The organism is Stenotrophomonas sp. GD04145, assembly GCF_029835135.1.
In the GTDB taxonomy this organism is placed as follows: domain Bacteria; phylum Pseudomonadota; class Gammaproteobacteria; order Xanthomonadales; family Xanthomonadaceae; genus Stenotrophomonas; species Stenotrophomonas maltophilia_P.
The window spans coordinates 1-22,877 of record NZ_JAODZG010000053.1 but is presented as its reverse complement, the minus strand read 5'-3'; the positions used below and the strand labels follow the sequence as shown (position 1 = coordinate 22,877).

Annotated in this window: 22 protein-coding genes; 7 read left to right on the top strand and 15 right to left on the bottom strand. The window is 67.7% G+C overall.

Annotation, left to right across the window (positions count from 1 at the left end; all coding sequences use genetic code 11):
- The coding region (locus N7367_RS17225) for a chemotaxis protein (RefSeq protein WP_279942854.1) at positions 1 to 917 on the bottom strand (917 nt) is incomplete at its 3' end.
- Positions 918 to 1,046: 129 nt separating this feature from the next.
- On the opposite strand from N7367_RS17225, the gene flgA reads away from it, so the two are divergent.
- The 4 genes from flgA (at position 1,047) to N7367_RS17205 (ending at position 3,728) form a co-directional block, all read left to right on the top strand.
- Positions 1,047 to 1,703 (top strand): flagellar basal body P-ring formation chaperone FlgA, encoded by a 657-nt coding sequence (gene flgA / locus N7367_RS17220; protein ID WP_053517920.1) that lies wholly within the window; start codon positions 1,047 to 1,049, stop codon positions 1,701 to 1,703.
- Positions 1,704 to 1,778: 75 nt separating this feature from the next.
- Entirely contained in the window at positions 1,779 to 2,084 is a 306-nt protein-coding gene (flgM, locus tag N7367_RS17215) for a flagellar biosynthesis anti-sigma factor FlgM (RefSeq protein ID WP_053517921.1), read from the top strand.
- A complete protein-coding gene (locus N7367_RS17210) occupies positions 2,081 to 2,419 on the top strand; it encodes a flagella protein (protein WP_053517922.1) in 339 nt (112 codons plus the stop codon). Before flgM ends, N7367_RS17210 begins: the two co-directional genes overlap by 4 nt.
- A gap of 91 nt (positions 2,420 to 2,510) precedes the next feature.
- Complete coding sequence (locus N7367_RS17205; RefSeq protein ID WP_279942853.1) at positions 2,511 to 3,728, top strand: ATP-binding protein; 1,218 nt, start codon at positions 2,511 to 2,513, stop codon at positions 3,726 to 3,728.
- A 54-nt stretch (positions 3,729 to 3,782) separates the two neighbouring features.
- On the opposite strand, the gene N7367_RS17200 is transcribed toward N7367_RS17205, so the two are convergent.
- Complete coding sequence (locus N7367_RS17200; protein ID WP_053517925.1) at positions 3,783 to 5,558, bottom strand: EAL domain-containing protein; 1,776 nt, start codon at positions 5,556 to 5,558, stop codon at positions 3,783 to 3,785.
- A gap of 4 nt (positions 5,559 to 5,562) precedes the next feature.
- Positions 5,563 to 7,665, bottom strand: a complete 2,103-nt coding sequence (locus tag N7367_RS17195) for a PAS domain S-box protein (RefSeq protein WP_111187002.1) — start codon at positions 7,663 to 7,665, stop codon at positions 5,563 to 5,565.
- A 131-nt stretch (positions 7,666 to 7,796) separates the two neighbouring features.
- Between N7367_RS17195 and N7367_RS17190 the strand changes: the two genes are divergently transcribed.
- Positions 7,797 to 10,559: a GGDEF domain-containing phosphodiesterase gene (locus N7367_RS17190; protein ID WP_053517927.1), complete on the top strand. Its 2,763-nt coding sequence runs from the start codon at positions 7,797 to 7,799 to the stop codon at positions 10,557 to 10,559.
- A 158-nt stretch (positions 10,560 to 10,717) separates the two neighbouring features.
- Here N7367_RS17190 and N7367_RS17185 read toward each other — a convergent pair whose 3' ends face one another.
- The 6 genes from N7367_RS17185 to N7367_RS17160 form a co-directional block, all read right to left on the bottom strand.
- Entirely contained in the window at positions 10,718 to 10,936 is a 219-nt protein-coding gene (locus N7367_RS17185; protein WP_279942852.1) for a hypothetical protein, read from the bottom strand.
- Between the two features lie 98 nt (positions 10,937 to 11,034).
- Positions 11,035 to 12,225, bottom strand: coding sequence for a methyl-accepting chemotaxis protein (locus N7367_RS17180; RefSeq protein WP_053517932.1), 1,191 nt, complete (start codon positions 12,223 to 12,225; stop codon positions 11,035 to 11,037).
- A gap of 131 nt (positions 12,226 to 12,356) precedes the next feature.
- The gene (hflD, locus tag N7367_RS17175) at positions 12,357 to 12,971 is read right to left on the bottom strand and encodes a high frequency lysogenization protein HflD (protein WP_065175704.1); all 615 of its coding nucleotides are present in this window, start codon (positions 12,969 to 12,971) and stop codon (positions 12,357 to 12,359) included.
- Positions 12,968 to 14,110, bottom strand: coding sequence for a tRNA 2-thiouridine(34) synthase MnmA (gene mnmA / locus N7367_RS17170; RefSeq protein WP_053517935.1), 1,143 nt, complete (start codon positions 14,108 to 14,110; stop codon positions 12,968 to 12,970). Before mnmA ends, hflD begins: the two co-directional genes overlap by 4 nt.
- Positions 14,107 to 14,568 (bottom strand): NUDIX hydrolase, encoded by a 462-nt coding sequence (locus N7367_RS17165; protein WP_065182192.1) that lies wholly within the window; start codon positions 14,566 to 14,568, stop codon positions 14,107 to 14,109. The genes mnmA and N7367_RS17165 overlap by 4 nt, the downstream gene beginning before the upstream one ends.
- A 1-nt stretch (position 14,569) precedes the next feature.
- Positions 14,570 to 15,040, bottom strand: a complete 471-nt coding sequence (locus tag N7367_RS17160) for a hypothetical protein (RefSeq protein ID WP_053517939.1) — start codon at positions 15,038 to 15,040, stop codon at positions 14,570 to 14,572.
- Between the two features lie 108 nt (positions 15,041 to 15,148).
- Between N7367_RS17160 and clpS the strand changes: the two genes are divergently transcribed.
- The gene (gene clpS / locus N7367_RS17155; protein ID WP_053517940.1) at positions 15,149 to 15,475 is read left to right on the top strand and encodes an ATP-dependent Clp protease adapter ClpS; all 327 of its coding nucleotides are present in this window, start codon (positions 15,149 to 15,151) and stop codon (positions 15,473 to 15,475) included.
- Positions 15,476 to 15,642: 167 nt separating this feature from the next.
- Here the strand turns inward: clpS and N7367_RS17150 are convergent, their stop codons facing one another.
- Positions 15,643 to 16,455 (bottom strand): APH(6) family putative aminoglycoside O-phosphotransferase, encoded by an 813-nt coding sequence (locus N7367_RS17150; RefSeq protein WP_279942851.1) that lies wholly within the window; start codon positions 16,453 to 16,455, stop codon positions 15,643 to 15,645.
- A 137-nt stretch (positions 16,456 to 16,592) separates the two neighbouring features.
- Here N7367_RS17150 and clpA point away from each other — a divergent pair, with 137 nt between their 5' ends.
- Positions 16,593 to 18,872: an ATP-dependent Clp protease ATP-binding subunit ClpA gene (clpA, locus tag N7367_RS17145; RefSeq protein WP_065182194.1), complete on the top strand. Its 2,280-nt coding sequence runs from the start codon at positions 16,593 to 16,595 to the stop codon at positions 18,870 to 18,872.
- Between the two features lie 81 nt (positions 18,873 to 18,953).
- On the opposite strand, the gene N7367_RS17140 is transcribed toward clpA, so the two are convergent.
- The 5 genes from N7367_RS17140 to N7367_RS17120 form a co-directional block, all read right to left on the bottom strand.
- Positions 18,954 to 19,823 (bottom strand): hypothetical protein, encoded by an 870-nt coding sequence (locus N7367_RS17140; protein ID WP_279942850.1) that lies wholly within the window; start codon positions 19,821 to 19,823, stop codon positions 18,954 to 18,956.
- Between the two features lie 276 nt (positions 19,824 to 20,099).
- A complete protein-coding gene (locus tag N7367_RS17135; RefSeq protein WP_065182195.1) occupies positions 20,100 to 20,477 on the bottom strand; it encodes a hypothetical protein in 378 nt (125 codons plus the stop codon).
- A gap of 201 nt (positions 20,478 to 20,678) precedes the next feature.
- On the bottom strand, positions 20,679 to 20,897 hold the full coding sequence (gene infA / locus N7367_RS17130; protein ID WP_005409596.1) for a translation initiation factor IF-1: 219 nt from the start codon (positions 20,895 to 20,897) through the stop codon (positions 20,679 to 20,681).
- Between the two features lie 86 nt (positions 20,898 to 20,983).
- The gene (aat, locus tag N7367_RS17125) at positions 20,984 to 21,724 is read right to left on the bottom strand and encodes a leucyl/phenylalanyl-tRNA--protein transferase (protein WP_279942849.1); all 741 of its coding nucleotides are present in this window, start codon (positions 21,722 to 21,724) and stop codon (positions 20,984 to 20,986) included.
- A gap of 43 nt (positions 21,725 to 21,767) precedes the next feature.
- Positions 21,768 to 22,877, bottom strand: a 1,110-nt coding sequence (locus N7367_RS17120; RefSeq protein ID WP_279942848.1) for a GNAT family N-acetyltransferase, incomplete at its 5' end; no start/stop codon positions are given.

Here is a 22,877-nt window from a genome sequence, read left to right as displayed (position 1 = left end):
CGGTCCAGCACGAAATCGGCCAGCTCGTGCGGGGAGTACTTGGCGACGAAGGCATTGGCGCCCACGCGCTCGACCATCGCGTTGTTGAATACGCCCGACAGCGAGGTGTGCAGCAGCACGTACAGCCCCGCCAGCCCCGGATGGCGCCGGATTTCCGTCGTCAGGGTGTAGCCGTCCATCGCCGGCATCTCGATATCGGAGATGACCATGGCGTAGCGGTCGGCGGGATTCTCGCCCGAGGCGTGGATCTGCAGCAGGTGGTCCAGCGCCTGCCGGCCATCGGAGAGCAGGGTGGCGCCGACCCCCAGCTGGTCCAGCACGCTGCGGATCTGCTGGCGTGCCACCCGCGAGTCGTCCACCACCAGCACCTGCAGCTGCGGGCCGTCGGCGGGCATGGCCATCTGTGGATCGAGCACGGCCTCGCCCCGGATCTGCGCGATGTCGGCCAGCACGCTTTCCACGTCGATCACCTGGATCAGCTCGCCCTGGAAGCGGGTAACCGCCGTCAGGTAGCTCGATTCAGCGCCGAGTTCCGGTGGCGGATGGATGTCCTCCACCGCAATGTTGACGATGCGCTCCACGCCGCTGACCAGGAAGCCCTGGATCGAGCGGTTGAATTCAGTGACGACAAGGTAGCCGGGCGAGGTATCGGCATCCGGCTCGCGCTCGGGATGGCCGATCGCCAGGCCCAGGTCCAGGACCGGCACCGAGCGTCCGCGCACATCGGCCACGCCGGCGAACTGCCCGGGCAGGCCGGGCACCTGGAACAGCTCCGGGCGCCGCAGCACTTCCTGCACCTTGAATACATTGACGCCAAAAAGCTGACGTCCGCCGAGGCGGAACAGCAGCAGCGCCAGTCGGTTGTGGCCGGCCAGGCGGGTCCGCTGGTCGATCCGGTTGAGCAGGTCATGGGACATGGCTGCTGTATCGGCGTGCAGCGGCGGGAACTTGAGGGTCCGATCCAGCGGCGCCGAGTGTGGTGCCGCGCGTCGCACTGGCACGCCGCTTGCACGCGTCCGGGCCAGGTCCCATCGACAGGAGGCGCCATGCGCCCGATCTCCTCCATCCTGGCAGTCGCACTGGCCATTGCCTCGCCCTGGGCAGTGGCCGCCGACTGGCAGCCGGTGGCCAGCATCCGTGCGGCGGCGTTGTCGAGCCTGCCCGCCGGCAGCGAAGGCGAGGCCCAGGTGGCTGACGCGCTGCGTCTTCCCCGGTGCGGGGGAGCGCTGCAGGTGCAGCCGACAGCGAACACCACGGTCGAGGTCAGCTGCCCCGATGCGGGCGGCTGGCGCCTGTTCGTACCGGTGAAGGTGCGGCGCAACCAGACGGTGCTGGTGCTTGCACGCGGCATCGCTGCTGGAGAAACGCTGACGGCTGCCGATATCAGTACCGCCCAACGCGATGCTGCACGCATTGCCGGGGCCGTGCTGGCCGATCCCAATGCAGCGATCGGCCGCATCGCCCGGCGTCCGCTGCAGGCTGGAACGCTGCTGTCGAGCAACGACCTGGTCACCCAGCGTCTCATCAAGCGCGGAGACAATGTGGCGCTGGTGTCGCGGCGCGGCTCGGTCGAGGTGCGCATCGCGGGCCGGGCGATGGGCGATGCCGGCGAGAACGAACGCATCTCGGTGGAGAACCTGTCCTCGCGGCGCATCGTGCAGGGCACGGTGGATGCCCGTGGTGACGTAATCGTGGCGCGTTGAATTCCCGCAAGATTTCCCTAAAGATCACGGCCCTGCGGCCGTTATCCCTTGTGAACGGCAACTCCAGGACACCCCATGAGCCAGAAAATCGACGGCAACCTGCAGGTCCCCCAGGCACTGCGCAGCGTGACGAACCCGGCCAGCAAGCCCGGCGTCAGCAGCGACTCGCCGGCGCGTCCGGTGGAGGCGGCCGACAGCCTGCGCCTGACCGGCGAGGCCACCAATCTGCAGGCCATCGAACGCGAACTGACCACGGCGCCGGCGATCGACGCCCAGCGCGTGGCCGCCGTGCGCGAATCGCTGCAGAACGGCACCTATACGATCAATCCGGACGCGATCGCTTCGCGCATGCTTGAGCTGGACCAGCAGCTGCACGGATGACCGCGGCGATGAGCGAGCCGTTGCAGCGCCTGGCGCTGGCCCTGGACGTCGAACGCCAGGCCCTGGTCGAGCATGACGTGCACGCATTGATCCGCGCCACCGGCGCCAAGCTGGAGGCGCTGCGTGCGCTGGAAGGCGCACCGCCGGTGGGCGAGGGCGAACAGCTGCAGGAGCTGGCCGAGCGCAATCGCGCCAACGGCGTGCTGCTGTCGCGCAGGCGCCGCGAAGTGAACTGGGCGCTGCGCCAGCTGGGCCGCAGCGAAGAGGCCTCGGCCTACGATGCCAAGGGGCAGGCCCACGCAGTCACCGCTGGCCGTCCTCTGGCGGTGGCCTGACGCAATTTCGCGCGGACCTCCCGGCTCGCAGGCTGTCGCCTGCGGCACGACCGCGTATATTGGGCGCCTGTTCGAATGCCCCTGAGCCGCCGTGTCCGCTGCCAACGTCCTGGTTACCGCCCCCCTTCCACCACAGCCGGTGCTGCAGGCGTTGCTTGAACGCCTGCGCGAGGGCCTGCTGCTGTTCACCGAAGACGGTCAGGTCGCCTTGGCCAATCCGGCCGCGCAGAACCTGCTGGCCAGCGACGAAGCCCTGCTGCCGGCGCCACAGCGCCTGCGTCAGCTGCTGCCGCCGGACGCGCTGGAGCACGCCCGCCAGAACGGTCACTGGAACGGCAGCCTGCCGCTGGGCGAGGGCGTGGTGATCGCGCATCTGTACCATCACGGTCCGCCCGGGCAGGGCCACTACCTGGCACTGTTCCGCCACATCGAGGGCCAGGAAGACTACGAGCGCGAGCTGCAGCAGCGCCATGCCGAACTGCGCCAGGCCTACCTTCGATTGAACGGCACGCAGGAAAAGCTGCTGCAGTCGGAGAAGATGGCGTCCATCGGCCAGCTTGCCGCCGGCGTCGCGCACGAGATCAACAACCCGATCGGCTACGTGCACTCCAATCTCGGCAGCCTGCAGGAGTACCTGCGCAGCCTGTTCACCGTGATCGAGGCCTACGAGCGCGCCCTGCGTGCGCCCGACCCGAAGGCGCTCATCCCGGAGATCGACGACATCCGTGACCGGCTGGACATCGACTTCATCAGCCGCGATCTGCCACAGCTGATGGCCGAGTCACGCGAGGGCATCGAGCGGGTGACGCGCATCGTGCGCGACCTCAAGGACTTCTCGTACTCCGGCCGCGATGAGTCGTGGAAGCTGGTCGACCTGCACGCCGGCCTCGAGTCCACCATCAACATCATCTGGAACGAGCTCAAGTACAAGGTCACCCTGGTGCGTGAGTTCGGCCAGCTGCCGCTGGTCGAGTGCCTGCCGTCCGAGCTCAACCAGGTCTACATGAACCTGCTGCTCAACGCCGGCCATGCCATCGCCGAGCGCGGCACCATCACCGTGCGTACCGGCGTGGAGGGCGACCATGTCTGGGTCGAGTTCGAGGACACCGGTGGCGGCATCTCGCCCGAACTGCGCCAGCGCATCTTCGATCCGTTCTTCACCACCAAGCCAGTGGGCAGCGGAACCGGCCTGGGCCTGTCGATCTCCTACAGCATCATCAACAAGCACCACGGTCGCATCGATCTGGACAGTACCCCCGGCGTCGGCTCGCGCTTCCGCGTGGTGCTGCCGGTGAAGCAGCCGCGCTGAGCCGCCGCACGGCACAGGTGCACGGTAGCGCCGGGCCATGCCCGGCGGCCTCCATCACCGCAACGGCGGGCGATCCTCGCCACCGTCACCTGCGTCCATGGCCACCGGGCCGGCGTTGCTGCGGCGCTGTTCCTCGTAGGTACGGAAGGCCTGGTGGATGTGCTTGCGCAGCTCGTCGTCGTTCCATGGCTTGGTCAGGAAGCGGTAGATCGCGCCGCGGTTGATCGCGTCGGTCACCGTGTTCAGATCGGTGTAGCCGGACAGCACGAGGCGGATGGTGTCGGGGTACAGCATTTTCACCCGGCCCAGGAACTCGGTGCCGCTCATGTCGCTCATGCGCTGGTCGGACAGGATCACCTGCACATCGTTGATCGCCAGCAGATCGAAGGCGTCGCGCACGTTGCCGGCGGCGAGGATGCGGTAGCCGTCGCGACGGAACAGCCGCACCAGCGAGCGCAGCACGTTCTCTTCATCGTCCAGCAGCAGCAGGGTGCGGTCCGGGCGGGTCTCGGCGAATGCTTCCGGGCGCAGGTAGCGCCGGCGCAGGGTCATGCCCGCGGCATCGGCCGACATCGGTTCGCCGAACAGATAGCCCTGGAACACATCGCAGTCGTTGCGGCGCAGGAAGCCCAGCTGTGCCTGCGATTCCACACCGTTGGCGATCACCGTCATGCCCAGCTGGTGGCCCATGGCGATGATCGCACGGGCGATGGCGGCCTCGCGGTTGCCGGCGGGTGCGCTTTTGATGAAGCTGCGGTCGATCTTCAGCTTGTCCACCGGATAGCGCACCAGCGCGCTCAGGCTGGAGTCGCCGGTGCCGAAGTTGTCCAGGCTCAGGCTGATGCCTTCGTTGCGCAGGTTGGCCAGGGTCTCGTGCACGAAATTGACGTTGTTGGTCAGCGCGCTTTCGTTGATCTCCAGCGTCAGCATCTGCGCCGGCACGCCCGCTGCCTGCAGCAGCGACATCACTTCGGCGAAGAAATTCGGTCGCAGCAGCTGCAGGGTGGAGACATTCACCGCAATGGTGAAGTCGTCGAAACCCTGGTCGCGCCACAGCCGGGCCTGCTTGAGCGCGCCCTCCAGCACCCAGGTACCGATCTGCACGATGATGCCGAGCCGCTCGGCCGTTCGCATGAAGCGCTCCGGTACCAGCATCCCCAGCGTCGGCGACTGCCAGCGCAGCAGGGCTTCCATGCCCACCACATGGCCATCGCGTGCGCTGACCAGGGGCTGGTAGCGCAGCTTCAGCTCGGCATTGGGGATGGCATCGACGATCTGGCGCGCGATGATGCTCTCGCTGTGCGCGCTGGGTGGTGTGTCCACGGCATGGATGCGCACCGCGTTGCCACCCTCGCGGGCGGCCTGGTACAGCGCATCTTCAGCATGATCGAGCAGGCGCGAGGTGCTGCTGGCATGCTCCGGGCACAGGCTGACGCCCAGCTTGCCGGTCATGAACAGGGTGTAGGGCAGCACCGACAGCGGCAGTTCCATCTGCTGGCGGATCTCTTCGGCGAAGTCCTCCGGCAGTGGCAGGTCGGCGTCGCGCGGCACGGCGATCAGGAACTCGTCGCTGCCATGGCGCCACAGCTTGCCGCGCCCGCGCAGGTAGGACTGCAGGCGTTGCGCCACCAGTACCAGCGCCTGGTCACCCACTTCCGCGCTCATGTTCTCGTTGACCGACGCGAAGTGGTCGATGTCCACATGCATCAGCATCAACGGCGTGCCACCCGAAGCGGCTTCGGCCACCATCGCCTGCAGCTCGGGATTGCCGGCGCCAAGGCGGTCAGGGGCATCGTCGATGCTGACCAGCGGCAGATTGGGATTCCACATAGGCTCAGTAATCCGGTGTTTCGACGGCAGCCGCGCAGGCTGCCTGGTAGGGAAGATGGACATCGACCAGGGTGCCGGCGCCGTGCGCCGACTCGATCCGCACGTGGCCGCCCACGCTCTGCGCACGTTCGCGCATGACGATCAGGCCCAGGCCGCGCGGGCCGTCAGGGTCGAAACCCTCGCCGTCGTCGCGGATCTGCAGGTGCAGCCCGCGCTGGCCGACATCGCGCAGCTGCAGCTGCACCTGGCTGGCGCGGGCGTGGCGCAGTACGTTGGTCAGGCTTTCCTGGGCGATGCGGAAGCAGGCCTGCTCGATGCTGTTGTCGGGCCGATGCGGCAGGGGCTCGATTTCGGCCAGCAGTTCCACCGGTGAGGAGCGGAACAGTACCCGTGCCTGCCAGCTCAGTGCCGCCTCCAGGCCCAGCGCATCCAGCTGTGGAGGCCGCAGCAGGGTGGAGATGTCACGCAGCTTGGCCACCGTGGTGTCGGCCAGGCTGACGATCTGTGCCAGATCCTCGCTGCGGCGCTTCGGATCGTCTTCGTCCTGCGCGGCATAGGCGGAGAGCTTGATGGCGGTGATGGCCTGCCCGATGTCATCGTGCAGGTCGCGCGAGATCGCGCGGCGCTCGTCCTCCTGCAGCGAGAACAACCGGCCGGCCATGGCCTGTAGTTCGCGGTTGCTGGTCTCCAGCGCACTGCGGGTGCGCTCGGAATCGCTCAGGTCACGCACGATCAGCAGCTTGCAGTCGCGACCGCCGTAGCGGACTTCGCCCACGGCCAGGCCGGCGTGGAAGCTGCGGCCATCGGCACGCTGCATTGCCACCACGCTGCTGTGGCCGGGGCCGTGCTGGGGCTGGCCGGCCCGGAGCTGCACGCGTACCCGCGCCAGATCGCTGTCGGCGACCAGAGCCGCCAGCGGCTCGCCGAGCAGGGCATGGCCGCCATAGCCGAACAGACTCGCGGCCCAGGCGTTGGCGTACAGCACGTGCTCCTCGAAGAGGATGACCACGCCGTCCGGCAGTACACGCACCAGTTCGCGGAACTGTTCCTCACGTTCGCGCAGCAGCCGCCGCGACTGCTCGCGCTCGGTCACGTCCTGCAGCGTGCCGAGCACGCGGTCGCGGCCGGCCTCGTCAACGCCGCTGGCCGCGCGCAGGTGCACCATCAACGCGCGGCCATCCATCGACAGCAGCGGCAGCAGCACGTCCACCTGCACCGGTTCGCCGGAACACAGTTCGGCCAGCAGCTGGTCCGCCTGCGCGGCAGTGGCCGGATCGGCCGCCACCAGCAGTTCGTCGAAGCGATGCCAGCGGCGCGCTTCCGGCGGGCGCCGGCCGAGCAGGCGGTAGACCTGGCTGGAGTACCGGCCCAGCCCGCTGGAGGGGTCCAGTTCCCAGGCGCCGATCTTCGCCAGCTCATGCGCTTCCTCCACCCGTGCCAGTGCCTGGTCCCGGCGCAGCTGTGCAAGGTCCTCGGCGGTGCGATCGATGGCAATCAGCAGGCGTGCGTTGTGGCCGTCGTAACCGATTGCGTTCGAGCGCAGCTCCATCTGCCGCAGGCTGCCATCGCGCAGCTGCAGCTGCGCCCGCAGGATGCACAGCTGCTCGGGCGCCTCCCGGATGGCTTCGAGCTTGGTCTGCAGCGCCTGGTCCTGGCCGGGCGGCCAGAGCACGTCGATGGTGCGCTCAAGCAGTTCCTCGCGCTCCCAGCCGAAGGCGCTGCAGGCCGCAGGATTGGCATCGAGAATGGCCAGGCTGTCCAGATCGTAGACCAGGATCGGCCCGGGATTGCCCTCGAACATCTGCCGCAGGCGCAGCTCGGAGGCCTGCAGGCGGGCATGGGTGAGCAGCACGTGCTCGGCCAGCGGCCGCAGCAGCAGGTACAGCAGCCCGGCGCTGGCCAGGGCGAAGAACGACCCTTTCAGGCTCTGCCACAGCGAGGCCTGGTACGGATCGGGTACCAGCAGCTGCACGGCGCTGTCGGTGGCGATCATCCAGGCCAGGGCCATCGCCAGGTAACTCAGCACGATCCGCCGACGATCGCGGCCCAGCGATTGGGCCATCCGCGGGTCGGGAACAGGGGCGGTGCCGGTCGGTTCTGCGGGCATGGACAGGGCAGCAGGTAGGGGCGCCGGCCATCTTACCGCGCAGGTGCCCCGTAGCCACTCAATTATCCGCCGCAGGCGCCGTTAACCACTGCGTGCCCCGCTGTCGGGCGTTTCATCCGGAGCAAGATCGCGTGGACCAAGGGATCATCGCCAGCCTGCTGCAGCATCCGCTCGCGTCGGCGCTGGTCATCGTCGACCGCACTGGCCGTCCGCTGGCGGCCAATCCGGCCGCGCGCGAGCATGGCCTGCCGGCGACGGTCGCGGCCTACGCGCCCATGCTGGAGGACCTGCGTCTGCTGGCGGCCGACGGTGGCATTGTTGCGTGCAGCCTCCCGGGGGGGCCGCGCGGGCATTACGACGGCCACCTGCGCGCCGTGCATGACGGCGCCGGCAATCTGCTGGCCTTCACCCTGAGCGTGCCGGAACCGGTGCCGCTGGCGGGTGGCGGACGCTGGGAACTGGCGTTGGACAGCGCTGGCCACAGCCTGTGGGACTGGGATATTCCCAGCGATCGCGTCACCCGCACCCCTGGCCTGGGCGAAGAGACCGCCAGCGGAATGCTGGCGCGCGTGCACGGCGAGGACATCGGCCACGTGCGCGCCGCGCTGGATCAGCACCTGCGTGGAACCAGCGACCAGTACAGCGCACAGTTCCGCTTCCGCCAGCCCGACGGGCAGTGGCGCTGGGTGCTTGATCGTGGCCGCGTGGTCGCGCGCACTGCCGACGGCCAGCCGCTGCGGATGGTCGGCACCCACACCGACATCGAACAGCAGAAGCAGCTGGAGGCGTTGCTGCACGAACAGCAGGTGCACCTGAGCGAGGCGCAGCGCATCGCCAGCATGGGCAGCTGGTCGTTCGATCCAGGCACGGGCTCCTTCTGGTGGTCGCCGGAACTGCGTTCGCTGCTCGCACTTGAGCCCGGCAACGTGCCAGGCCAGCGACGCTGGCTCAAGCAGCTGCATCCGCGTTCACGTGGAGCGCTGCGGGCAGCCTGGCGCCGCTTGTGGCGCGATGGCCGCTCCGCCAGCCTCGAACTGGAGCTGGCCCGCGGCAGCGGCGAACCATCGCTGCATCTGCGGCTGTGGATGCAGCCGCTGCTGGACGGCGAGGGCCAGCCCAAGCGGCTGCTGGGCCAGGTGCAGAACATCACCGAACAGCACCAGACCGATGCGCTGATCCGCTGGCGTACCGAGCTGCTCAACCGCGTTTCGGCCCTGGGCCGCATCGGCGGGTGCGAGATCGAGGTGCAGACCCGGCACATGCAATGGACCGAAGAGTGCTATCGCATCCACGGACTGCGCAAGGAGCCGATCACCCTGGACCAGGCGTTGGCGCTGTACACCGAGGACTCGCGCAGTGCGTTCGAGGCGGCGCTGGGCCGGATTGCCGGTGGCGGACTGCCCGAGCAGCTGGATCTCTGCTTCTATCGTCAATCCGGCCTGCGCGTATGGGTGCAGGTGCTGATCGAGCTGGATCGGCGCGATGGCCTGCCGCCACGCTTCGTGGTGCTGTTCCGTGACATCACGCGAGAGCGCGAGGCCAACGAGCGCATCGAACTGCTGGCCCATTACGACCTGCTGACCGGCCTGCCGAACCGGGTGCTGCTGGGCGAGCAGACGGCTGAAGCAATCGAGGAAGCGCGTGATCGCGGCACCTCGCTGGCGATGCTGTTCATCGACCTGGATGGCTTCAAGACCATCAACGACAGCTTCGGCCATGCCACCGGTGATGCGCTGCTGAAGGCGGCAGCCACCCGGCTGCACCAGAACCTGCGCAACAACGATCTGTTCGGCCGCTTCAGCGGTGACGAATTCATCGTGGTGCTGCGCGACCTGGCCGAACCGGAAGACGCTGGTCACGTGGCGCGCAAGTTGATCGGCTCGCTGGCCGAGCCGCTGCGCCGGGGCGATACCACGCTGAAGGTGGGGGCCAGCGTGGGCATCGCCATGCTGGGCGATACCCAGACCGATTTCGATTCACTGCTGCGCGCCGCCGATGCCGCGATGTATGCGGCCAAGGAAGCCGGTCGCAACACCTACCAGTACTACAGCCAGGACGCACTGGCCCGCATCCAGCGCCGGCTTGAGCTGGAGCATGCACTCCATGGCGCGATCGAGCGCGAGGAGTTCAGCCTGGCCTATCAGCCGCTGCTGCACGCCCACCTTGGCGAGCCGCCGGCCATCGAAGCACTGCTGCGCTGGCATCGACCCGGCATCGGCTACTGCAGTCCGGCCGAGTTCATTCCCATCGCCGAGAAGTGCGGTGAAATCGTGCGCATCGGCGACTGGGTACTGAACGAAGCCTGCCGCCAGGCCACTGCCTGGGACAGAGCCGGTCTGCACTTCGACCGCATCGCGGTGAACGTCTCGGCCGTGCAGCTGCGTGATCGCGGCTTCGCCGAGCGGGTGATCGAGATCTGCCACGCCCATGGCTGGCCGCCACAGCGCCTGGAACTGGAGCTGACCGAGTCGGCGCTGATCCGTGACACCGACATCCTGCGCCATTGCTTCGACGTGCTGGAACGGCACGGTGTGCCGCTGGCGGTGGACGATTTCGGAACGGGATTCTCCAACCTCAACTACCTCAACCGGTTCCCGGTGGGCCGCCTGAAGATCGACCGCAGCTTCGTGCAGGGCATGCTGCACGACTCGGGTACGGCCGAGGTGACCCAGGCCATCGTGCACCTGGGCCACGCGCTGGGCATGAAGGTCGTGGCCGAAGGTGTGGAAACGCACCAGGAAGAAGACATGCTGCGCCGCCAGGGCTGCGACGAGATCCAGGGCTACCTGTACTCGCGGCCGCTGAGCCCGCGCGACCTGGCGCAGTGGCTGCGCCAGCAGCATCAGTCACCGTCGCGCACGGACGCCGGCAACGAAGCGCTGCTGGTGCGTTGACGATTTGTGACCGCGTACCCGCGGTCTCCAGGCCTGTCCGGTTGCGATGAACCTGCGGCGCACATGAGCCGAGCATGGGCCTGGTTCCACCGTAGAGCCGAGCCGACGCTCGGCTCTTTCGTGTTCGGGGCGCGATAGACCCGGCAGACGCCCCGGCGCTACTTCAGGGCATCTCCATTCAACCCCAGGTCCCAGGCCATGCCCAGCAGTTCGCCGGCGGTACCGGGCGAGGGCGAGCGCGCATCGGCGAGCTGCTGCAGCTCGCGGATCTCCTCATGCGCGACCTTTTCCAGCTGCTGCAGCTGTTCTCGCACGCTGGCGTTGCGCGGGCGTTCGATGTCGGTGAGGGAGGAGGGCGGGGCGCTGATCAGGGCCATGGGGCGCGTACAGGATGCTTTCGGCGGTGGATCACAGGCAAAGGCCCCGGTCGAGCCGGGGCCTTGCAGACTGCCGGAGAGGGCAGCGGACACGCGTGTCAGAACAGTTCGACGGTACCGGCGCCCATGTTCTGCTGGGCGACCGGCTTGTGCGGCGGGCGCTCCCATTCGTTGCGAAGTTCGCGCAGACGGTTGCCGGTGCGCTGCAGCGCGCTGGCGATCTCTTCGTCGAAGACGCCGCCATTGCGGTGCAGGAGTTCCTGCAGGGCCACCGCTTCGCGGTTGATCGCGGTCAGGCGGTCGAGATGGGTATGCACGCCACCCAGCGCCTGCGTGGCGATATCTTCGAACTGCAGCGCGCGCACGGCCTCGGCGACGCTGCCGTCGATGGCACGCGCACACTCGGACACCTCGCGCATGCCTTCGCCCAGTGAAGCATTGATCTGTGCCACGTTGTCCAGCATGGCCGCTGCTTCCTGGCGTGCTTCGCGGGAGCGGTCCATGTCGCGCGAAGCCATGTGCGAGACCGTCTCGCGGACCTTGGCGATGGCGTCCTTGGAGCTGTGGGCCAGCTTTCGGATCTGTTCGTTGAAGGTGGTCGAGCGCTCGGACAGGTTGCGCACTTCGTCGGCGACCACCGCGAAGCCGCGGCCGGCCTCGCCGGCACGGGCCGCTTCGATGGCGGCATTCAGTGCCAGCAGGTTGGTCTGGTCGGCAATCGACTTGACGTCTTCCAGCAGCGCGAAGATGCCGTCCAGGTGCTGTGCCATCTGGTCGATGTGCTGCACGGTGGTAGAGCTCTGGCCGCTGACCTGTTCCAGCGCTTCCACCAGCTGTTCCATGCGATGACTGGCATGCTGGGCGAACCGCGCAACGTCGAGGCCCGCACTGCCTTCATCGCCGGCACGGTCGACGATGCGCGACAGCGCCTGGCTCTGCTGGCGCGACTTGCGGTTCATTGCATCGAAGCTGCCGCCCAGGCTCGATACCGCCTGGCGGATCAGGTCGCGGGCGCGTTCCACTTCGCCGCGCGAACCGTCGATTTCGTTGCCGACGAAGCTGCGCAGTTCGGTCAGCAGCTGGTCCTGCTCACGCAGGACGCGGGCCTGTTCCGGTGAGCGGTGCGCCTGGGCGCGGGCGGTCCACCACGCAAAGCCCAGCCAGCTCAGCGTCATCGTGGTCAGGATCGCCCAGCGCAGGGCGGCCGGCCATTCGAAGCCGATGGCGAAGGGGAGCAGCAGGGTCAGGGCCAGCGGGGCGGCCAGACGGATGAAAATGCGTGAGTACATGGACGTTCTCGGGAGGTGCACGGAGGATGTATCGGCCGTGTGCCCTTTCTCTTTAACGTCGATGCGCTTTCTGAATGCGCCGGATTTCCGGCGCCGGACGCTCGCCGGGCATGGCCCGGCGGATGCAGCGGTCAGGCCAGCAGGCGGTCCACGGCCTCGACCATCGCCTTGCGACCAAACAGGAAGTCCCAGTAGCTGCCGCCCACCTGCCGCCACAGCACCGCGGCGCGGACGGCGGCCAGCAGCAGGGCACGGATCTCGGAGACCACACCGGCCTGGCCCAGGTAATGCGGGTTGCCCTGCACCATCACCCGCGGCTTGAGATGGCTGATGGTGTCCGCATAGACGCTGCCGAGGCTGGCCAGCACATCCGGGTGACCGCTGTCGCCCAGTTCGGCGGCCTTGCGCTGCGCCTGCTCGATGCCCGCGGCAACCTTGTTGACGGTTGCGCCGTCCTGCACGAAGCGGCGCTCCAGCTGCAGCACCGACAATGCCAGCTTGGGCAGGATCGGATCCTGGCCCTGGTTGCGGAAGTAGTTGTGCAGCAGGCGCAGGCCCGACTTCAGCGCGTGGCGGTCGCCGAACACCTCCTGCGGAGATGACGCGTCGACGCGGAACACGCTGTCCACCGCGGTACGTACAGCGGCGGCGTCGGAATGGCCGGTATCGGCGATGCGGCGCACCTGCTGCAGGGCCTGGGCAATGCCGGCCAGGGCCAGGACGCGGTCGTCGACAGTGAAACTCATGCAGCGATTACCTCAAAAGGAGAAGGGGTGGTGCGCAGGCGCTGTTCCAGCGGCGCATCGGTGGCGGCGATCACCGCACCGCCCAGGCAGATCTCGCCGTCATACAGCACCAGCGACTGGCCGGGCGTGACGGCCCGCTGCGGGCGGGCAAAGGTGACCAGCACGCTGCCATCGTCCAGCACATCGACCGTACACGGCTCGTCGGGCTGGCGGTAGCGGGTCTGGGCAGTGCATTCGAAACGCCGGGCCGGTGGTGCGCCGGCGATCCAGTGCGCGGTTTCCGAACGCAGGCGTTCGGAGAGCATCCACGGGCTGTCGCGATCCTGATCGACATACAGCACGTTGCTGGCCACGTCCTTGCCGACCACGTACCACGGCGCGGCCGGGCGGCCACGCACGCCGCCGATGTTCAGGCCCTCGCGCTGGCCGAGCGTGAAATAGAACACGCCCGGATGCTCGGCAATCACGCTGCCGTCGGCCGGGTCGAGGATCTGTCCCGGCCGGGCCGGCAGGTAGCGGCCCAGGAACTCGCGGAAGTCGCGCTCGCCGATGAAGCAGATGCCGGTGGAGTCCTTCTTGGCATGGGTCGGCAGGCTGACGTCACGGGCAATCCGGCGCAGGTCGCTCTTTTCCAGGTCGCCGATCGGGAACAGGGTGGCGGCCAGCTGCTCCTGCCCCAGCTGGTGCAGGAAATAGCTCTGGTCCTTGGAGCGGTCGGCGCCGCGCAGCAGCAGCCACTGGTGGCCGCGCTGGGTCACCCGCGCGTAATGGCCGGTGGCGATGCGCTCGGCGCCCAGTTCACGCGCCGCGTCCAGGAAGTGCTTGAACTTCACCTCGCGGTTGCACAGCACGTCCGGATTGGGGGTGCGGCCGGCGGCGTACTCGGCCAGGAAATGCTCGAACACGCCTTGCCAGTACTCGCTGGAGAAGTCGCGGAAATGGAAGGGAATGCCCAGCAGGCCGCAGACCGCCACCGCATCGCGGCGATCATCCTCGGCGCGGCAGTCGCCGCTGCCGTCGTCGGCCCAGTTCTGCATGAACAGGCCGGCCACGGCCTCGCCCTGCTGCACCAGCCGCCAGGCGGCGACCGACGAATCGACGCCACCGGAAACGCCCACCATCACGCGCGGGGTGCTCATGCGACCTCCCGGACCAGCGAAAGCGGGTGGCGCTGGCCACCCAGATAGTCCGCCACGACCTGCCATACCAGCGGGCTGCGCTGGCGCTGCCCGGCGGCCTGCAGCTCGGCCGGGGTCATCCACAGCGCGCGGTCGATGCCGGTGTCGAGCGGCTGCGCCGGATCATGCGAGACCGGGCGCGCCGCGTAGCAGAAGCGAAGGAACGTCGTACCGTCGCCCGCCGTCCATTGGTAACAGCCGATGAAGTCGGTCAGCTGAACCGTCCAGCCGGTCTCCTCGCGGGTCTCGCGCAGCGCCGCCTCGGCCAGGCTCTCGCCGGGCTCGAGGTGCCCGGCAGGCTGGTTGAGCACGGCGCGGCCATCGATGGTCTCCTCGACCAGCAGCACGCGGCCGCCGTCGACCACGATGGTGGCGACGGTGGCGTGCGGTGCCCAGCGCGGGTCCGGCGTGGCGTTCACCTCAGAGATCGTCCTTCTTGGTCAGTTCCAGTTCCATCGCGTCGGCGGTGCGGATCGCGGCATCGATGGCGTCGCTGAGCTGGTCGGCGGTGGCATCGGCGTCGATCTTCACCACGAACATCGCGGTCGCCTCCTGTTTCACCCAGCCGCCCATCTTGGCGTCCTGCGAGTCCTCCAGCAGGCGGTTGGCGACCGCGACCGGGAACTGCTTGGTCTTGGACGTGTAGCCTGGCGACCAGATCTCACGGATGTTGTGGCTGCCGAAGTCTTCCACCGCCGAGCGCACGTACACCATCTGGGTGCGGTCGCCCTCGACGTCGAACACCAGCCGGTAGTCGCCATCCTCGTCGACCTCGTAGTTGTAGCCCAGCTTGTCCAGCAGGCGGCCGACAGCGGCGTCGGCATCGGCTGCGCTCGCCGGACCGGCACAGGCCAGGGCGATCAGCAGGGCAGGCAGAAGGGTCCTTTTCATGAAAATCCTGTGAAACCGGGGTGGGAAGGGCAATTGTGACGGCGGCCGTCCGTGCCGTCCATTCCGGGTGGGCCGACGCGGGCGCGCGGCAACCTCTATAATGACCGGATGCCCCGCGAGTCTTCCCCCGATTCCCACCACGAGCACGGCATCGCCGTGGAGCCCGCGCGCCCGGAAGTGGCGCCGCCGCCGTTCTACCAGGTCATGCTGCTCAACGACGACTACACCCCGATGGATTTCGTGGTGGACGTGCTGCAGCAGTTCTTCAACATGGACCTGGACAAGGCGACGCAGGTGATGCTGCATGTCCATACCCGCGGTCGCGGCGTCTGCGGCGTGTTCACCCGCGAAGTGGCCGAAACCAAGGTCGGCCAGGTCAACGAGTATTCACGGATGAACCAGCATCCGCTGCTGTGCACGATGGAAAAGGCCTGACCGGCTTTTGGTGCGGGCCTAACTGCGCCTGGCGCGGCGTGCCCACCAAGGTGGGCACCTACCAGGGCGGAAGCCTGTAGAGCCGAGCCCGCGCTCGGCTGCTGTTCGCCCAGGCATCCAGATTTCAGCCAGAAGCAGCCGAGCGCAGGCTCGGCTCTACAGCTGGGTCACGCTTCCGCGAGTGCCTCCAGTGCCATCGCCGCGACCGTCTCGTCGATATCGGCCGGGTCGCCATCATTGCGGAACCATACGGCCGACAGCCCGGCGCTGACAGCGATCCAGCGCAGCAGGCGCGTGCGATCCAGGTCCGCCAGGGCGCTGACCTCGGTCACCCGGGCCGCAAAGCGCTCCGGCCGGGTCGCGACGTGGATGCCGGGACCGCACAGGTCGGGATTGCTGAACAGCGTGGTGTAGTCGAACGCGCGATCACCGATCAGCCGTTTCGGGTCGATCGCCAGCCAGCCGCGCGTGCCGAAGTCGAGCACGTTGTCGTGGTGCAGGTCACCGTGCAGCGGCCGGACCTCCTGTTCGGCCTCCAGCAGCGCGACCGCCAGCGATCTGCACTGTTCCAGCAGTGGCGGCAGCGAGCCCCTTGGCTGCAGCAGGTCGGCGAACCATGTAGGCAGGCAGACCAGCTCCGCTGGCGGTGCGCTCCGTGGCCGGTGCAGCCGCTGCAGGACCTGGCACAGGATCGTGGTACAGCTGCTGTCATCGCCGCCGATCGAGCGCTCCCGCAGCGATTGGCCGCCGGCGCGCTCGATCAGGATGGCCGGCCCCTCGTGCGCCAGCAGGCGCGCGGCACCGTCGCCGTCCCACCAGCGCAGCAGGCGATGGCTGTTCTGTTCTTCGGTTTCACTGCTGATCTTCAGCATTGCCGGCAGGTCGTCGGCGGTCAGTACCGGCCAGAGCCGGGCGTGCGGGGTACGGATGGCGGGACCATCACGTCGCAATCGCCAGCGGCTCAGGTAGGGTTCGCTCATGGTGAGTGGGCTTCCGGGAGTGAATGAAGATCAAGCAATCCGCACTGCTAACGCCATCTGAACGCAGCAATCCGCTAGGGTGATGGAAATCGCGTAGTCAGGCCGCATATTGTCCCCATCTGCCGCCGGAGTAATCCATGTTCAGCAAAGACCTCGAACACACCATCGGCCAGTGCTACAAGCGCGCCCGTGAGGCCCGGCATGAGTTCATGACGGTCGAACACCTGCTGCTGGCACTGCTCGACAACCCGTCCGCCCAGGCCGTACTGAAGGCCTGTGGTGCCGATGCAGACCGCCTGCGCCAGGAGCTGGAGCAGGCCATCGAGGCCTCCGTGTCCCGCCTGGCGGAAGACGATGGCCGCGACACCCAGCCGACGCTGGGCTTCCAGCGCGTGCTGCAGCGGGCCGTGTACCACGTGCAGTCCTCGGGCAAGAAGGAGGTCACCGGCGCCAATGTGCTGGTCGCCATCTTCGGCGAGAAGGACTCCCATGCCGTCTACTACCTCAACCAGCAGGACGTGACCCGCCTGGACGTGGTCAATTACCTGTCCCATGGCATCGCTAAGCTGGGCGAGGAGGGCGAACAGCCTTCCTCCGAAGGCGAGAGCCGGGCCGAGGGCGGGGAGGGCGAGCCGAAGGGGGATGCCCTGACCGAGTTCGCCAGCAACCTCAACGAGCAGGCCCGGGCCGGACGCATCGACCCGCTGGTCGGGCGTGCCGACGAGATCGAGCGGACCATCCAGGTCCTGTGCCGCCGTCGCAAGAACAACCCGCTCTACGTGGGCGAGGCCGGCGTCGGCAAGACCGCGATCGCCGAAGGCCTGGCCCGGCGCATCGTCGAGGGCTCGGTGCCGGAGGTGCTGGCCGATGCCGTCATCTATTCGCTCGACCTGGGCGCACTGGTGGCCGGCACCAAGTACCGTGGCGACTTCGAGAAGCGCCTGAAGAGCGTGCTGACGGCCCTGAAGAAGGTGCCCAATGCCGTGCTGTTCATCGACGAGATCCACACCATCATCGGTGCCGGTTCGGCGTCGGGCGGCACCATGGATGCGTCCAACCTGATCAAGCCGGCGCTGGCGTCGGGCGAGCTGCGCTGCATCGGCTCGACCACGTTCCAGGAGTACCGCGGCATCTTCGAGAAGGATCGTGCCCTGGCGCGCCGCTTCCAGAAGATCGACATCGTCGAGCCGACCGTGGGTGAGACCTACGAGATCCTGCAGGGCCTTAAGGGCAAGTACGAAGCCCACCACGGCGTGACGTACTCCGACGAGGCGCTGCAGGCCGCGGTGGACCTGTCGGTCAAGCATATCGGTGACCGCCTGCTGCCGGACAAGGCCATCGACGTGATCGACGAGGCAGGTGCGCGCCAGCGGCTGCTGCCGGAGGACCAGCGCAAGGAACTGATCGACGTGGAGGAGGTGGAGGCCATCATTGCCAAGATGGCGCGCATCCCGACCAAGCAGGTCAGCGCCACCGACAAGGATGTGCTGCAGCACCTGGAGCGCAACCTGAAGATGGTGATCTTCGGCCAGGACCCGGCCATCGAGACCCTGTCGTCGGCGATCAAGCTGGCGCGCTCGGGCCTGGGCAATCCGGAGAAGCCGATCGGCAACTTCCTGTTTGCCGGCCCGACCGGTGTCGGCAAGACCGAGGTGACCAAGCAGCTGGCCCTGCAGCTGGGCATCGAGCTGGTCCGCTTCGACATGTCCGAGTACATGGAGCCGCATTCGATCAGCCGCCTGATCGGTGCGCCCCCGGGATACGTCGGCTTCGACCAGGGCGGCCTGCTGACCGAGAAGATCGTCAAGACGCCGCATTGCGTGCTGCTGCTGGACGAAATCGAGAAGGCGCACCCGGACATCTTCAACATCCTGCTGCAGGTCATGGACCGGGGCGTGCTGACCGACACCAACGGACGTGAAGCGAACTTCAAGAACGTGGTGCTGGTGATGACCACCAATGCCGGCGCGGCCCAGGCCTCGCGGCGTTCGATTGGCTTCACCAAGCAGGACCACGCCACCGACGCGATGGAGACCATCCGCCGCAGCTTCACCCCGGAATTCCGCAACCGCCTCGATGCGGTGGTGCAGTTCCAGGCGCTGGGCTTCGAGCACATCCTGCGTGTGGTGGACAAGTTCCTGATCGAGCTGGAGATGCTGCTGCAGGAGAAGCACGTCAGCCTGTCGGCCACGCCGACCGCGCGCGACTGGCTGGCCCACCATGGCTTCGACCCGCTGATGGGTGCCCGTCCGATGGCGCGCGTGATCCAGGACAAGATCAAGCGTCCGCTGGCCGACGAGCTGTTGTTCGGCAAGCTGGTCAACGGCGGCAAGGTCAGCATCGATGTCCGCGACGACGAACTGGTGGTCGAGACCCAGGCCGAGCCGGAGCGGCTGCTGCCGGCCACGGTGGAGTGAGCTGACGCCACGGGCTGTGGCGTGAAGGACTGGAAAGGGCAAGGGCGGCTTCGGCCGCCCTTGTCGATTGCGGGGGTGTGGTCAGGGTGCAGGTGGGATCTGCCACGCCCCTGTGGCGCGCAGTTCGCACAGAGCGTCGGATGGAACGACCTCGACCTTCCAGTCGAGGCGATCGGCCGATGCTGCCTGCAAGACGAAGGAGGCCAGGCGGGCGCGCGAGCAGTCTGTCCATAGCCAGTTGACAATGAGCCGGGTACGCCCGGCCGCGTCCAGCTGGAACAGTTGAGCGTTGGCGGCAGGATTTCCTGTGTCCGGAGCCTGTCCGGCAGGAGGATTGGCCAGGCCGATCGTCCAGGCCAGGACGGTGCCATCGGCCGCATTCCGTGCGTGGCTGGCCAGCATGGCGTCGAGGATGGGCGCGACGGTTGAGGTGGTCGCGTCTGCCGTCGCGTCGTCCAGGCGACGCCGACAGCGTTCCGGCGTGGCTTCCAGTACCACATATCGACCATGGAAATGGGCGAGCCAATCGTCTGCTGCGTGCAGGTGGTCTGCCGCCGGCAACGACAGTGTCCAGCGCCGCCGCCCGTCCGTACCGGTCACGAAGCTGGCGCCGCGCTCGCTCCAGCGTCGCTCCAGGGTCTCCGGTGCAACTGTGGTGGAGACCACCAGCAAGGTGTCGCAGCGGTCGCGCCGCTCAAGCAGGGTCATGCTGTTGATCGGTCCGGCGAAGGCTGCGTCCTTGCCGCTTGTCCAGCTTCGCAGCGGGTTGGTGTCCGGGTTCTGCTCGGAGAACGACCGGTAGTGCAGCTCGTCCAGGCTGTCGACCGGTGCGATTGCGGCGGTTGCCGCGAGCATTGCCGGCAGCTCTGCAAGTGTGCCTGCAGGTGGTGTGGGGGCGGCGGCCAGGGAGGCGGTCAGGCCCAGGATGAGGAGGGCAGGCGGCGTGGGCATGTTGATCACACATCAATGCCGCATGGAGCGGCGGGCGTGCCATGCTGCGGGCGGGGCACGGGGCGGGCCATGCAATGAGTTGCAAACGTGCGCCACCGATGTCAGTCGGAATTTCCAGCGCCCACGACAAAGGGCCAGCAGCAAGGCCGGCCCTGTCTGAGTCAGGAGAAGCATGTCGGCCTGTCGGCGACGGTGGAGTGAGCTGACGCCACGGGCTGTGGCGTGAAGGACTGGAAAGGGCAAGGGCGGCTTCGGCCGCCCTTGTGCTGTCGGGTGTCAGCGGCTGCGACGGCGCGCTTCGCGCGTGAACCGCTCGGCATCGATCGGCTCGATGCGCGCCACCTCGCAGGAGCCGCGACCGGTGTCCAGCTTGCTTCGGCCCTCGCTGCACAGCGTGTCAGCCTCCTTGCCGTCGGTCGTGAAGCCGAGGCGGGTGGCCAGCACGGCGGAAGGGCAGCTGTTGCGGAAGTGCACGACATAGTGCGCTTCGCCGGAGCGGAGCAGGATGTTCCTGTCGGCGCCGGCGCGAACGATCTGCTGTTCGCCGGACAGCGGCACGCACTGCGCCGCCGGGGTGTCGGCCGCATGGGCGGACGGGGCCAGCAGGGCGATGGCGGACAAGGCCAAGGGGGCGAGCAGGGAAGTGAGGTTCATGGCGGGGCAGGGGTGGCGATCCGGAGTGGATCGGATCCCAGAATGCTGCCGCTGTCGCAACTGCGAATCTGCCGCAAGCAGGGCTGACTGACGCCATGGTGAGATCGGTCACGATGACCTCCGGCAGGGCCGGAGAGCGGGCATGACAAAAGGCCAGCAACGCAGGCTGGCCTTGTCGAAGTGGCGCGACGCGCCGACCGCTTACTTCATGCGGTAGGTGATGCGACCCTTGGTCAGGTCGTACGGGGTCATTTCAACCTTGACCCGGTCACCGGTGAGGATGCGGATGTAGTTCTTGCGCATGCGGCCGGAGATGTGGGCGATGATCTCGTGCCCATTTTCCAGACGAACGCGGAAAGTGGTGTTCGGCAGCGTCTCGCTGACGGTGCCCTCGAACTCGATGGAATCGTCTTTCGACATGTAGTCCTGTGCGGTTCAGAAAACGGCCACGCTGGGCCTAAGGCGCAGTATTTTACGCGGGACGCGGCCGGCTTGCAAAGTTTATGTTAACCCCCGGCCAGGACGCGGGCCGGCAAGCGGCCCATGTGCCGGGTCCACGGGCCTTCACGCCCCTGGCAGCGCACGACCTGCCGCACGTGGTCCAGAAACGCGGCGCGTGGCAGGTGTACCGCACCCATCCGCAGCAGATGCGGATTCTCCACCTGTGCATCGATCAGTTCCCAGCCCCAGCCATGCAGGGTGGCCGCCAGCGCGGCCAGCGCGATCTTGGAGCCGCCGCTGGCGCCGCTGAACATGCTTTCGCCGAAGAACATCGTACCGATGGCCACGCCATAGATGCCACCGACCAGGGTCTGCCGGTCCCAGACCTCGACGGAATGGGCGAACCCGAGGTCGTGCAGCCGGCTGTAGGCCTCGACCATTGCCGGGCTGATCCAGGTGCCGTCCTGTCCGGGGCGCGGCGCGGCAGCACAGGCGCGCATCACCTGGCTGAAGGCGGTGTCGGCCGTCACCTCCCAGTGGCTGCCGCGCAGCTGGCGGCGGAAGCGGCTGGACAGGTGTACGCCGGAGGTGCGGAACACCATGCGTGGGTCCGGTGACCACCACAGGATCGGCTCGCCGTCGCTGAACCACGGGAAGATGCCGCCGGCATAGGCATTCAACAGGCGTGCAGGATGCAGGTCGCCGCCTACGGCCAGCAGGCCGTCGGGACTGCGCAGCGCGGTTTCAGCGGGCGGGAAGGGGGCGTCCGGCGCATCGTCCAGGCGCCAGGGCAATTGACGGGTCATGCCGGGAGTGTAGCGATGCCGGCGCATCCATTCTGCGGCGGCGCTAGTCCTGCGTGCGGAACGGGCTGTGTTGCTGCAACGTCTGCTCATAGCGCCGCACGTCCCTGCGCTCCTGCCGGCACCAGTCCTGCAGGGCTTCTGCGAAATCCGCATCGGCCACCCAGTGCCGGCTGCGCACCCGCGTCGGCAGGAAGCCGCGCGCCAGCTTGTGTTCGCCCTGTGCGCCGGGCTCGAAGCGGGTCAGGCCTTCGCGCAGGCAGTACTCGATGCCCTGGTAGTAGCAGGCCTCGAAGTGCAGGCCAGGCAGGGTGGCGCCACCCCAGTAGCGGCCATACAGCGTGTCGCCCCCACGCAGGCACAGGGCGCCGGCAATCGGTTCGCCGTCGTGTTCGGCCAGGAACATCACCAGGCCGCGCCCGAGGCTGCTGGCCAGGTGGCGCAGGAAGGGCTCGGTGAGCGCCGGTGCATTGCCGTATTCGAGGAAGGTCTGCAGGTAGAAGCGGTACATCGCCTGCAGGTCGGCGCGGCTGGCCTCATCGCCGTGCACGACGCGGAAGCCGATGCCCTGGCGGGTGACCCGGGCGCGCTCCTGGCGGATGTTCTTGCGGTGCTTGTGATCCATGGCGCCGAGGAACTGATCGAACGTCGTCCAGTCGCCCGGGTTCTGCCACTGGAACTGGATGTCCTCGCGCAGCAGCCAGTCATCGCCGAACAGCGCGTCGTCCGCCTCGGTGTGGAAGTTGATATGCGCCGAGGATACGTCCAGCGTGGGCAGCGCCCCGCGCAGGGCCGACAGCACGCCCGCGCGGGCTGCATCGTCCCGGGCCAGCAGCCGAGGCCCGGTCACCGGCGAGTACGGCACGGCGCCGAGCCATTTCGGGTAGTAGTTGCGCCCATGCCGGGCATACGCATTGGCCCAGGCGTGGTCGAACACGAACTCGCCATGGGAGTTGGTCTTCAGGTAGCCGGGAATCGCCGCGACCAGGACGTCGCCCTCCCACAGGGTGAAATGCCATGCCTGCCAGCCCCAGTCCCCGCGCAGGCAACCGTGGGCTTCGAGTCCAGCCAGGAAGGCGTGGCTGACGAAGGGATTGCGCCCATCATGCAGCGCGTCCCAGTCGGTGGCGGTAACGGACTGCAGCGAGTCGAGGAA